This window comes from Terrabacter sp. AAH1, from assembly GCF_054456855.1.
In genome coordinates this window covers 304,048-316,635 of sequence record NZ_JBTJJV010000003.1, presented here as the reverse complement: position 1 = coordinate 316,635, position 12,588 = coordinate 304,048, and the positions used below count along the sequence as shown (strand labels likewise).

Sequence of the window (12,588 nt, the reverse complement as noted above, 5' to 3'; positions counted from 1 at the left end):
CACAGGGGCAGAACGCCATGGGGGCGTATGCCGTCAGCATGGCTCCATGAACCTGCGCCATCTCGCTCCTTCCGGAGTCTTCTCAGCCGCCGCTGCCAGAGCGAGTGGCATCAGCGGAGCAGTGCTGCGCTCCCTGGTCGCCAACGGTTCCTGCCACCCCCTCCACCGAGGCTGGTACTCGGTGGAGAAGCCGACGTCGCAGCGGCATCGACACCTGCTGCGCGTCACGGCACTGCTCGAGGAGTACGACGGCCAGGTGATGGCGTCGCACGCTTCGGCGGTCGCCCTGTTGGGCCTTCCGGACGAGGAGATCGACTGGGGCACGGTTCACCTCATGTGGCGGTCCGCGGACGCGAAGTTCCGCGCCTTCAGCCGGGTCCACATCCACGAGCTGGTCGAGCACCCGCTCCTTCGACACGGCATCACCGCGGTCGACCCCGCCCTGGCCGCGGTTCAGGTCGGTCTTCGCAGCCAGCCCGCCATGCTCGTCGCGGCCGATCACTGCCTCCACCATGCGTTGACCACCGTCCACAACCTGCGTGCCGCGGCGTCCGTCCTCACCGGGCAACGTGGCGTGACCCGCGCGAAGGCAGCTCTGCCCTGGTGCGACAGCCGCCACGAAACGCCGGGTGAGACCCTCACGGCGCTGACGTTGCGTCGGCTCGGCTACGCCTTCAGCCCTCAGCACGAGATCCCGCGTGTGGAGCAGCCGGGCAGGCACTTCCGCGCCGACTTCATCATCGACGGCACGAACGTCCTCGTCGAGTTCGACGGCAGGACGAAGTACGACCCTGACTCGAACCCCGAAGCGGCCCGGGCCAACTTCGACGAGAAGCAACGTGAGGACGAGATCCGACGACTCGGCTACCGCGTCGTCCGGGTGACCCGTGCCGACCTCGCACGTCCGGCGCTGGTCAAGGCTCGCATCGAAGCCGCACTGCGCGACGCACGACTCGACGCAGGCTGACCCCACCGGCCCGCCCCGCCGGCCCCGCCCCGCCGGCCCCGCCCCGCGGCCCCGGCCCCGGCCCCGGCCGCGAACGCCGCGTTCGATCGCGAACTCAGTGTTAGAACACAGCTTTCGAGACCGAACGCGGCGTTCGGCGAGCAAAGGGGCAAGGGGAGCAAGAGCCGAGGAGGTGGGGCGGGACCGGCAGGGTCAGAGGGCCTTGATGATGTCCTCGACGCGCTCCTTGGCGTCGCCGAAGAGCATGGCCGAGTTGTCGCGGAAGAAGAGCGGGTTCTGCACGCCCGCGTAGCCGGCGTTCATCGAGCGCTTGAAGACGACGACCTCCTTGGCGTTCCAGACCTCGAGCACGGGCATGCCCGCGATCGGCGAGGTCGGGTCCTCCGCCGCAGCCGGGTTGACCGTGTCGTTGGCGCCGATGACGAGCACGACGTCGGTCTCGGGGAAGTCGTCGTTGATCTCGTCCATCTCGAGCACGATGTCGTAGGGCACCTTGGCCTCGGCGAGGAGCACGTTCATGTGCCCCGGGAGGCGCCCGGCGACCGGGTGGATGCCGAAGCGGACGTCGACGCCACGCTCGCGCAGCTTGGCGGTGAGGTCGGCAACGGGGTACTGCGCCTGGGCCACCGCCATCCCGTAGCCGGGCGTGATGACGACTGACGACGCGTGGGTCAGCAGGTCGGCGACCTCGTCGGCGTTCGTCTCGCGGTGGTCGCCGTAGTCGACGTCGGTGTTGCTCACCGCGCCGTCGGAGCCGAAGCCGCCGGCGATGACCGACACGAACGACCGGTTCATCGCCTTGCACATGATGTACGACAGGTAGGCACCGGAGGAGCCGACCAGGGCGCCGGTGACGATGAGCAGGTCGTTCCCGAGCATGAAGCCGGCGGCGGCCGCAGCCCACCCGGAGTAGCTGTTGAGCATCGACACGACGACCGGCATGTCGCCCCCGCCGATCGAGGCGACGAGGTGCCAGCCGAACGCCAGCGCGATCGCGGTCATGACGGCGAGCGGCACGATCGAGTGCGACGCGACGAACCACACGAGCAGGGCGGCGGACACGACGAGGGCGGCCAGGTTGAGCCAGTGCCGGGCCGGCAGCATCAGCGGCTTGCTCGAGATCCGCGCCGACAGCTTGAGGAACGCGACGATCGACCCGGTGAAGGTGACGGCACCGATGAACACCCCGAGGAAGATCTCGACGAGGTGCACCCCGTCGGAACCCCCTGAGCCGTCCGAGCCGGTGGCCAGATAGGTGTTGAAGCCGACGAGCACCGCGGCCGCACCGACGAAGCTGTGCAGCATCGCGATGAGCTCGGGCATCCCGGTCATCTCGACGATGCGTGCGCGCCAGATGCCGATCGCAGCACCGATCGCCATGGCGACGGCGATGAGCAGCCAGTTGAGGGCGCTCGACCCGCGCAGCGCCAGCCACAGCGTGGCGACGAGCGCCAGCCCCATGCCGATCATGCCGAGGACGTTGCCGTCGCGGGCCGTCTCGTGCTTCGACAGACCCGCCAGAGAAAGGATGAAGAGCAGGGCAGCGACGATGTATGCCGCGCTGATGAGTGCGATGTCCATGTGCGGTCAGCCCTTCCGGAACATCGTGAGCATGCGGCGCGTGACGAGGAAGCCACCGAAGATGTTGATGCTGGCGATGAGCGTCGCGAGGAAGGCGAGCACGAGGATCGCCCCGGACATCCCGCCGCCCCACTGGCCGAGCTGGATCAGCGCACCGACCACGATGATGCCGCTGATCGCGTTCGTCACCGACATGAGCGGCGTGTGCAGGGCGTGGTGCACGTGGCCGATGACGTAGTAGCCGACGACGACCGCCAGGGCGAAGACGGTGAAGTGCCCGAGGAAGCTGGCCGGCGAGAACGCGGCGACGAGTGCGAACACCACGGCGCTGATCGCCATCCCGACGTACCGTCGTCGCGGGTCCTTCGGTGGCTCAGGCTCTTTCGCGACCTTCTTGGTCGAGGCGGGCGAGGCCGCGACCGGGGCCGCGCTGACCTGGATCGCCGGTGGCGGCCACAACAGCTCCCCGTCGCGGGCGACGGTCATGTTGCGCTGGACCACGTCGTCGAAGTCGAGCACGAGCTGCCCGTCCTTGCCCGGCGTCAGCAGCTTCATGAGGTTGACGAGGTTGGTGCCGTAGAGCTGCGAGGCCTGAGTGGGCAGCCGCGCCGCGAGGTCGGTGTAGCCGATGATCTTGACGCCGTTCGCCGTGACGACGAGCTCGTCGGCGACGGAGCCCTCGACGTTGCCGCCGTTGCTCGCTGCCATGTCGACGACGACCGAGCCGGGCTTCATGGTCGCCACCATGTCGGCGGTGATGAGCCGCGGCGCCGGTCGGCCCGGGATCAGAGCAGTCGTGACGATGATGTCGACGTCGGGAGCCTGCGCGGCATACAGCTCGGCGGCCCGGCGGTTGTACTCCTCTCCCATCTCCTTGGCGTAGCCGTCGCTGGACGCGGCGGCCTCGTCGACCTCGGGCATCACGACCGGGAGGAAGTCGGCGCCCATCGACTCGACCTGCTCGGCGACCTCCGCCCGCGCGTCGGTCGCGCGCACGATGGCGCCGAGCGAGCGGGCCGTGCCGATGGCGGCGAGCCCGGCGACGCCGGCCCCGGCGACGAGCACCTTGGCGGGAGGCACCTTCCCGGCCGCCGTCACCTGGCCGGTGAAGAACGAGCCGAACTCGTGCGCGGCCTCGACCACGGCGCGGTAGCCGGCGATGTTGGCCATCGACGACAGCACGTCGAGCGACTGGGCGCGGCTGATGCGGGGCACCGCGTCCATCGCCATGGCCGTCACCCCGGAGGCGCGCAGCTTCTCGACGAGGTCGGGGCTGATCGCCGGCGCCATGAGCGACACGAGGACCGTGCCCGGGCGCAGGAACGGGATCTCGTCGTCGGACGGGGCGTTGACCTTGTGGACGATGTCCGAGCCCCACGCCTCGGCGCGGTCGACCACGCGAGCCCCCGCGGCGGCATACGCCTCGTCCGAGAAGCTCGCCCTGTCACCCGCCCCCGTCTCGACGGCGACGTCGTAGCCGAGACCGACGAGCGCCTCGACGGTCTTGGGCGTCGCGGCAACCCGCGTCTCGCGGGCACGCGTCTCGCGGGGGACACCGATCTGCACGCTGGGCTCCTTCGCACTCGGTCAGAGGGCACTGGTTCACGAACCTACGGCACGACGCACGGGTGGCGGCTGCTCTGCCAGCCACATCACACCAGAGCGACGCCCGGCGAGCGGGGACGTCTCCGACAGTGAGGGGGCGCGCCGTCAGGGCGACGGCGCGCGCCGGTTGAGGCTGAACACCTCGGGCGGCGGCTTCTGGTCGGACTCGAGCCTCCGGTAGGCCGTCGGAGTCGTGCCGACCTCGGCGAGGAACTGCCGGTTGAAGTTCGCCATGTTGTTGTAGCCGCTCAGAGCGGCCACCTGGGCGACGGAGTCCTCGGTGGTGTCGAGCAGCCTTCGCGCATAGGCGATGCGCAGCTTCTTGACCATGCTCGAGAAGGTCATGCCGGTCGCGGTCTTGAAGTACTTGGAGAACGTCGGCTCGGACATGTAGGCCAGTCGAGCGGCCGTCGACAGGCGGATGTCACCGGTGAGGTTGTCGAAGATGTAGCTGAGCCCAGCCTCGCCCGCGTCGCGCGAGGCGGCGTCGGTCGGACGGCCCATCCACTCGCTCGCGACGAGCTCGTACTCGTCCGTGGGCGCGTGCGCGAAGAGGGCCAGCAGCTTGAGCAGGTGACCGATCTGCTCGGTGCCGTGGCTGTGCACGCACGCGAGGATCGTCTCGGCGCCACGCCAGGCGGTGGCGCCGGAGAAGACCAGCCCCCGCGTGGACCGCTGCAGCATCTCCGAGACCTCGGCCAGCTCGGGGATGAGCCCCATGACCGCCCGGATCCACTCGTCGCTGAACTGGATCACGGCGTCCCGGTCGACGGCGACCTGGCCCTCGTCGAGGTCGCTGACCCAGTCGTGGGGCAGGTTGGGCCCGATCAGGCTCACGTGGCCGGGTGCGAAGGTGCCGATGTGGTCGCCGGCGATGAAGCTGCCCCGGGTCTTGGTGATGAGGTGGATCTCGTACTCGGGGTGCGCGCCCCAGCCGCAGATCTCGCTCGGGAAGTCGTGGGTCAGCACCCGGATCGAGGCCTGGGGGTGGTGCGGGATGTACTCGCGCCGCACCGCTTGGCCCAGGATCGCCTCCGACGTCAGGGAGCGCGCGGCCTCCGCGTCGCGCCGACCGGCATCAGCAGCGTGGGATTCCCGGTCCGATCGATACGAAATCTTCGCCTCCTGCGCCGCGCGGGACCTCATCGTCTCCACCTCATGCGGGGTCGTGACCGATGTGTCCCATGCTGCCACCACCCTCGCGAAAAATCGTATCAATGACTGAGGGCTGACGGCGTTGTTGAGCACGAGTCCGCCTCATTACCGTTCCGGCAAGTTCTCGTCAAGAACGCCAGCGGATCTCACATCCGCTCGGGGCGCGCCTGCCCCACCGGACTCGCAGACCGGGCTGACGGAACGAGAAATGCCTACCAAAGGAGTTGGGAATGCTTGCGAACAAGCGCATGCTCGCGCTGGGGACGGGCGCCGTGGCAGTGGCCATGACGGTGGCGGCCTGTTCGTCCGGGGCGGTGCAGTCCGGTGGCGGGTCCACCGGGGCCGGCGGCGGATCCGTCACCCTCAACGTGGCCACCGTGAACAACGGCCAGATGAAGGACATGGAGAAGCTCAAGACCGAGTACGAGAAGGCCAACCCCGGCACGAAGGTCAACTTCCAGGTCATGGAGGAGGGAGACCTCCGCGCCGCCGTGACGGCGGACGTCGCGAGCGGCGCCGGCCAGTACGACATCGTGACCATCGGTGCCTACGAGACGCCCCAGTGGGGATCCAACGGGTGGCTCGTCGACCTCACCCCCGAGCTGCAGTCGGACGCGTCATACGACGTGAACGACCTGCTCCCGCCGGTGCGCGACGTCAACACCTTCGACGGCAAGCTCTTCGCGGTGCCGTTCTACGGCGAGTCCTCGATCCTCATGTACAACAAGGAGGTTCTCGACAAGGCCGGCGTCAAGCTGTCCCAGAACCCGACGTGGCAAGAGGTCGCCGACGCGGCCAAGAAGGTCAACACCCCTGACAGGGCGGGCATCTGCATGCGCGGCAAGCCCGGCTGGGGAGACCTCTTCGCCCCCCTCACCACCGTCGTGCAGACGTTCGGTGGCAGCTGGTACGACAGCAGCTGGAAGGCCACGGTGAACACCCCGGAGTGGAAGGAAGCCGTCAGCTTCTACAAGAAGATGCTCGACGACTCGGGCGAGAAGGACCCTGTCTCGTACAGCTTCAACGAGTGCCTCACCGCACTCAAGGAGGGCAAGGCCGCGATGTGGGCCGACGCCTCCGTCGCCGCCTCGATGCTCGAGGCAGCCGACTCACCGGTGAAGGGCAAGATGGGCTACGCCCACATGCCGGTCAACAAGACGAAGGAGTCCGGCTGGCTCTGGAGCTGGAACCTCGCCATCCCCGCGTCGACGAAGCAGAAGGACGCGGCGGTCAAGTTCGTCAAGTGGGCCACGAGCAAGGACTACATCAAGCTCGTCGGCACGAAGATCGGCTGGTCCAACGTCCCGCCGGGCTCGCGCACCTCGACCTACGAGCTGCCCGAGTACAAGGACGCAGCCAAGGCGTACGCGCCCATCACCCTCGACGTGATGAGCTCGGTCAACCCGAAGCAGCCGGGCGTCAACCCGCAGCCCTGGGTCGGCATCCAGTACGTCTCGATCCCCGAGTTCCAGGACGTCGGCAACCAGTGCGCCCAGCTCGTCGCTGACTACCTCGCCAACCGCGGCACGATCGACGACGCCCTCGCCAAGTGCCAGAGCATCGCCCAGCAGGCCGGCGACAAGCACAAGAAGTGACGTCCCCGTGACGTGGTGCCGGGTCCGGCACGCCCCGGACCCGGCCCCACCCACCTTCCCCGACCCGCAGTCGCACGAGCCGCACAAGGGAGTGCCGACATGACGACAACCACGACCACCACGCAACCGACCGAGCTGGACGACGTCCGAGCCGTGACCGCCACGGACAAGCGCCGGCTGCAGCGCAAGGAGCTCTGGAGGAACCGGGGCCTGGTGCTGCCGGCGGTCATCTTCCTCATCCTGCTCACGCAGATCCCGTTCCTCACCACCATCGGCTTCTCGCTGACGAAGTGGAACCTGCTCTACCCCAACGAGCGAGCCTTCGCGGGGTTCGACAACTACACGAGCGCCCTGAGCTCGGGTGACCTGTGGCCCTCGATCGTCGCCACGGTGCTCATCACCGCCTTCTCGGTGACCCTCGCAGTCCTCTTCGGCCTGCTCTTCGCGGTCCTGCTCGACCGCCAGTTCCACGGTCGGGCCGTGGCCCGCACGCTGATGATCACGCCGTTCCTCATCATGCCGGCGGCCGCCGCGCTCATCTGGAAGTACTCGATGTTCGACACCAACATCGGGATGCTGAACTGGCTCTTCCGGGCGCTGCACCTTCCAGTGGTGTCGTGGAGCACCGAGCACCCGATGATGACGGTCGTCATCGTGCTGACGTGGCAGTTCACGCCGTTCATGATGCTCATCCTCCTGGCCGGGCTCCAGGGCCAGGACAAGGGCATCCTCGAGGCCGCCCAGGTCGACGGGGCGGGGACCTGGCGCACCTTCACCTGGATCACGCTGCCGCACCTGCGGATGTACATCGAGATCGGGGTGCTCCTCGGCTCGGTCATCATCCTCCAGGTCTTCGACCCGATCGCGATCCTCACCAAGGGCACGGGCGGCACGAAGACCCTCGCCTACCTCCTCTACGAGCGGGCCTTCATCGGCCTCGACGTCGGGCAGGCGGCGGCATACGGCGTCGTGACCGTCATCCTCACGATCATCGTCGCGACCATCGCGCTCAAGAGCGTCTTCAAGGTCTTCATGGCAGGAGGAAGCCGATGAACAGCTCGACCCGCTCGGCTCGCGGGGCCCTCGTCACCCTCGTCACCTGGATCCTCGTCCTCATCTTCTTCTTCCCCGTGCTGTGGATGTTCCTCAACGGGTTCAAGCCGGAGTCGTTGGCGTCGTCCATCAACCCGTCGTTCATCTTCAAGCCCGTGACGGAGGGCTACCAGCTCGCCATGGACCGCGGGATGGCCGGCTACCTGCAGAACTCGCTGACCGCGGCGGTGACCTCGACGATCATCTCCGTCCTGCTGGCGATCCCGGCGGCGTACGCGCTGTCGATCCGCCGGGTGAAGAACGTGCAGAACTCGCTCTCGTTCTTCATCTCGACCCGGTTCATGCCCCTCGCGGCGATCGTGCTGCCACTCTTCATGATCTTCAAGACCGTCGGGCTGCTCGACAACATCTACGTCCTCGCGATCGTCTACGGCGCCATGAACCTGCCCGTGACGGTGTGGATGATGCGGTCGTTCCTCCTCGAGGTCCCGTTCGAGATCATCGAGGCGGCCCGCGTCGACGGTGCCGGCATGTTCCGCGAGATCGTGCGGATCGTCCTGCCGCTCGTGCTCCCCGGCGTCGCGGCCGCGGCTCTCATCAGCTTCATCTTCGCGTGGAACGAGTACTTCCTCGCGCTGCTGCTGACCAGCTCGGCCGCCCGCACCACCCCGCCGTTCCTCGGCAGCTTCGTCGACGGTCGAGGCCAGTTCCTCGCCGTCCTCTCGGCCGCCGCGACGATTGCCGCGCTGCCGGTCATCATCGCCGGCTGGGTGGCGCAGAAGCAGCTCGTCCGTGGCCTCTCGATGGGAGCGATCAAGTGACCGGAACAGCAGTGCGACCCGAGGGCAGGACCGCCAGGGACGAGGCGCGCAGTCTCGAGGACACGGTCGTCGTCGTCACCGGCGCCGGCGGCGGCATCGGCGGCGCCATCGCCCGCCTGGTGCTCGAAGCCGGGGGCCGCGTCGTCGCCGGGGACCTGCGGCCCGACGCGCTCGCCCCGCTGCGCGACCAGTGGGACGAGGAACGTCTGGCCACCCACGTCGGCGACGTCAGGGGCGAGGCCACGGCAGACGCGCTCGTCAACGCCGGCGTCGCAGCCTTCGGCCGCATCGACTCCGTGGTCGCCAACGCGGCCGTGGGCTTCTACGGCGGGCTGCTCGACTACACCGCGGACGAGGTGTCGCTCATGGTGGACGTCAACGTCAAGGGCACCGTCTGGCTGGCCCGGGCCGCCGTGCGCCAGTTCCGGGCCCAGGGCGACGGCGGAGACATCGTCATCATCGGCTCGGTGGCCGGACTCCTGATCGGCGGGGGCAAGGAGGCGGTGTACGCCGCCACCAAGGGCGCGCAGATCAACCTCGGCTACGCCCTCGACCGTGAGCTGCGCAGCGAGGGCATCCGGACGACGACCATCGCCCCGGCCGGCGTCAACACCGCCTTTGCGGCGGCCGACGGACGCTTCGGCGACCGTGACCCGTCCGAGGGTGACTTCATGGAGCCGTCCGACATCGCGCAGGCGGTGACGTACACCCTGCGCCAGCCGCGGAGGATGCGGACCGAGCTGTGGACCATGTGGAGCATGTCCGAGGTCCATTGACGCCCGCGTCGACCCCGTGGCGACGGACTCACCTCCTGCCACGGGGTCTCCCACCCCACCTCAGCCTTCGAGATCACGAAGAGGACCCATGACCACCACGCCTGCACCGTTGCCGTCGCCACCCGCGCGGCTGTCGGCGAGCACGTATGCCGCCCTCCCGCCGGAGGTGGGCAGGCCGGCATACGACCGCAGCACGGTCACCCCCGGCATCGTGCACTTCGGCGTCGGTGGCTTCCACCGCGCGCACCAGGCCATGTACCTCGACCTGCTCATGGAGAGGGGCGAGGCCCTCGAATGGGGCATCTGCGGTGTCGGCGCCCTCCCCCACGACCGCCGGATCGTCGACACGCTCACCGCGCAGGACGGGCTCTACACGCTGGTCGTCAAGCACCCCGACGGGCACCGGGAACCGCGCGTCATCGGCAGCATCGTCGAGATGCTGTTCGCACCGGACGACCCGCAGGCCGTAGTCGACCGGCTGGCCGACCCACGCACGCGCATCGTGTCCCTGACGATCACCGAGGGCGGCTACCTCGTCAACCAGGTGACCGGGGAGTTCGACGCCGACGACCCCGCGATCCGCGCCGACCTCGAGGAGGGCGCGGTCCCTCGCACCGTCTTCGGCTACGTCGTCGCCGGGCTCGCGGCGAGGCGAGCCGCCGGCCAGACGCCGTTCACCGTCATGTCGTGCGACAACCTCCCCGGCAACGGCGACGTCGCGCGCAGGATGATGACGGCGTTCGCGCGGCTCAAGGACCCCGGGCTGGCCGACTGGATGGACGAGCACGTGCAGTTCCCCAACGGCATGGTCGACCGCATCACCCCGGTCACGGCGCCCGAGGACATCGACCGGCTCGCCGACGAGTTCGGCGTGCAGGACGGGTGGCCCGTCGTCTGCGAGCCGTTCACGCAGTGGGTGCTCGAGGACCACTTCACCGACGGGCGCCCGCCCTTCGAGGACGCGGGCGTGCAGCTCGTCGACGACGTCGTGCCGTACGAGCTGATGAAGCTGCGGCTGCTCAACGCGAGCCACCAGGCGCTCTGCTACCTCGGCTACCTCTCGGGCTACCGCTACGCGCACGAGGTCTGCCAGGACCCGCTCTTCGTCGACTTCCTGCTCGGCTACATGGAACGAGAGGGCAGCCCGACGCTCCCCGACGTGCCCGGCGTCGACCTCGACGCGTACCGGCACCAGCTCATCGAGCGCTTCGCCAACCCGGAGGTGCGTGACACGCTCGCCCGCCTCTGCGCCGAGTCGTCCGACCGCATCCCCAAGTGGCTCGTCCCCGTCATCAACAGGAACCTCGAGACGGGCGGTGAGATCGCGCGCTCGGCCCTCGTCGTCGCCTCGTGGGCACGCTATGCCGAGGGCGTCGACGAGCAGGGCGAGCCGATCGAGGTCGTCGACCGCATCAGGGACCGCGTCATGGCGGCGGCCGCCCGGCAGGCCGGCGACCCGCTGGCGTTCCTGCGCGACAGGGACCTCTTCGGGGGGCTCGCGGACGACGCCCGGTTCGCCGAGGTCTTCACCGAGGCACTCTCGGCCTTGCACGAGAAGGGCGCTCGGGAGACTCTGCAGTCATGGAGCACTCGGGTGAGCACGTGACCCACGGCCGGACCCTCGTCGCCGGGGTCGACAGCTCGACGCAGTCGACGAAGATCGTCGTGTGCGACGCCGACACCGGCGCGGTGGTGCGCACCGCCCGGGCACCCCATCCCGACGGGACGGAGGTGCATCCCGACCGGTGGTGGGAGGCGTTCGAGCAGGCCTGCGACGGCGGCATCCTCGACGGGGTGGCCGCCCTGGCCGTGGGCGGCCAGCAGCACGGCATGGTCGCGCTCGACGAGTCCGGCGCCGTGGTGCGAGACGCGCTCCTGTGGAACGACACCCGCAGCGCCCGGGCGGCCGGCGACCTGACCGACGAGCTCGGCGGGCGCTCGGCGTGGGTCGACGCGGTGGGCCTCGTGCTCGTGCCGAGCTTCACCGTGACCAAGCTGCGATGGCTCGCGGAGCACGAGCCGGAGAACGCCACCCGCGTTGCCCGAGTGGTGCTGCCACACGACTGGCTGACCGGACGGATCCTGCAGCAGGGCAACGGTTTCGAGCAGTGGACCACCGACCGCGGCGACGCCTCGGGCACGGGCTACTGGTCGGCCGCCACGGGCGAGTACCGGCCCGACCTGCTGAAACGGGCCTTCGGCCGGGACCTCGAGGTGCCGCACGTGCTCGCGCCCGCCGAGGCGGCCGGGCGCACCTCCGACGGCAGGCTCGTGGCGGCAGGCACCGGCGACAACATGGGCGCCGCCCTCGGCCTGACGCTGCACCCCGGCGACGTCGTGGTGTCCCTCGGCACCAGCGGCACGGTCTTCACGCCGCACCGCTCCGCGATCCGCGACGAGACCGGCGCCATCGCGGGGTTCGCCGACGCAACCGGTCACCACCTCCCGCTCATGTGCACCCTCAACGCCGCACGCGTGCTGACGGCCGCGGCGTCGATGCTCGGCGTCGACCTCACCGAGCTCGATCACCTTGCCCTGCAGGCTTCTCCGGGTGCCGGCGGGCTGAGCCTGCTGCCGTATCTCGACGGCGAGAGGACGCCCGACCTGCCCGACGCGACGGGCACGCTCAGCGGGCTCACCCGTTCCAACTCGACCCCCGAGAACCTCGCCCGGGCTGCGGTCGAGGGCATGCTGTGCAACCTCGTCGCCGGGGTCGACGCCCTCCGCGCACACGGCGTCGGCGTCGAGCGCATCCTGCTCATCGGTGGCGCCGCCGCGTCGCGGGCCGTCCGCGAGATCGCGCCAGGGCTCTTCCGCGCACCCGTCGTCGTGCCGGCCCCCGCCGAGTACGTCGGGGTCGGGGCAGCCCGGCAGGCCGCCTGGGCGCTCTCGGGCGAGGCGGACCCGCCGACCTGGGCGCTCGAGGTCGACTCGGCGTATGCCGTCGGCCCGGGTGACGAGGAGGCCCATGCCGCCGTCGTGGCCCGCTACCGGGACCTCCTCGCGCGCACGCACGGCCGTTGACGGCGGCGACA

10 protein-coding genes are annotated in these 12,588 nt (G+C 69.4%); 7 read left to right on the top strand and 3 right to left on the bottom strand.

All coding sequences use genetic code 11. The features are described from left to right. The first annotated feature begins 46 nt into the window (after positions 1 to 46). Positions 47 to 967, top strand: a complete 921-nt coding sequence (locus ACXR8F_RS07530; protein WP_458799416.1) for a hypothetical protein — start codon at positions 47 to 49, stop codon at positions 965 to 967. A 192-nt stretch (positions 968 to 1,159) separates the two neighbouring features. On the opposite strand, the gene pntB is transcribed toward ACXR8F_RS07530, so the two are convergent. From pntB to ACXR8F_RS07515, 3 genes are all read right to left on the bottom strand, one after another. Beyond that, a complete protein-coding gene (gene pntB, locus ACXR8F_RS07525; protein WP_045190751.1) occupies positions 1,160 to 2,548 on the bottom strand; it encodes a Re/Si-specific NAD(P)(+) transhydrogenase subunit beta in 1,389 nt (462 codons plus the stop codon). Positions 2,549 to 2,554: 6 nt separating this feature from the next. After that, positions 2,555 to 4,114 carry a Re/Si-specific NAD(P)(+) transhydrogenase subunit alpha gene (locus tag ACXR8F_RS07520; RefSeq protein WP_458799414.1) on the bottom strand — a complete coding sequence of 520 codons (1,560 nt, stop codon included), beginning with the start codon at positions 4,112 to 4,114 and terminating at the stop codon, positions 2,555 to 2,557. A 144-nt stretch (positions 4,115 to 4,258) separates the two neighbouring features. After that, positions 4,259 to 5,299: a helix-turn-helix domain-containing protein gene (locus ACXR8F_RS07515; RefSeq protein WP_458799412.1), complete on the bottom strand. Its 1,041-nt coding sequence runs from the start codon at positions 5,297 to 5,299 to the stop codon at positions 4,259 to 4,261. Between the two features lie 239 nt (positions 5,300 to 5,538). On the opposite strand from ACXR8F_RS07515, the gene ACXR8F_RS07510 reads away from it, so the two are divergent. The 6 genes from ACXR8F_RS07510 (at position 5,539) to xylB (ending at position 12,577) form a co-directional block, all read left to right on the top strand. Then, positions 5,539 to 6,903, top strand: a complete 1,365-nt coding sequence (locus tag ACXR8F_RS07510) for an ABC transporter substrate-binding protein (protein ID WP_458799410.1) — start codon at positions 5,539 to 5,541, stop codon at positions 6,901 to 6,903. A gap of 99 nt (positions 6,904 to 7,002) precedes the next feature. Then, entirely contained in the window at positions 7,003 to 7,956 is a 954-nt protein-coding gene (locus ACXR8F_RS07505) for a carbohydrate ABC transporter permease (RefSeq protein ID WP_458799408.1), read from the top strand. After that, positions 7,953 to 8,777 (top strand): carbohydrate ABC transporter permease, encoded by an 825-nt coding sequence (locus ACXR8F_RS07500; protein ID WP_045190754.1) that lies wholly within the window; start codon positions 7,953 to 7,955, stop codon positions 8,775 to 8,777. Before ACXR8F_RS07505 ends, ACXR8F_RS07500 begins: the two co-directional genes overlap by 4 nt. Next, the gene (locus ACXR8F_RS07495; RefSeq protein WP_045190755.1) at positions 8,774 to 9,553 is read left to right on the top strand and encodes an SDR family oxidoreductase; all 780 of its coding nucleotides are present in this window, start codon (positions 8,774 to 8,776) and stop codon (positions 9,551 to 9,553) included. The genes ACXR8F_RS07500 and ACXR8F_RS07495 overlap by 4 nt, the downstream gene beginning before the upstream one ends. A gap of 88 nt (positions 9,554 to 9,641) precedes the next feature. After that, positions 9,642 to 11,159, top strand: a complete 1,518-nt coding sequence (locus ACXR8F_RS07490) for a mannitol dehydrogenase family protein (RefSeq protein ID WP_458799404.1) — start codon at positions 9,642 to 9,644, stop codon at positions 11,157 to 11,159. Next, positions 11,135 to 12,577 carry a xylulokinase gene (gene xylB, locus ACXR8F_RS07485; RefSeq protein ID WP_458799403.1) on the top strand — a complete coding sequence of 481 codons (1,443 nt, stop codon included), beginning with the start codon at positions 11,135 to 11,137 and terminating at the stop codon, positions 12,575 to 12,577. Before ACXR8F_RS07490 ends, xylB begins: the two co-directional genes overlap by 25 nt. Positions 12,578 to 12,588 lie beyond the last annotated feature (11 nt).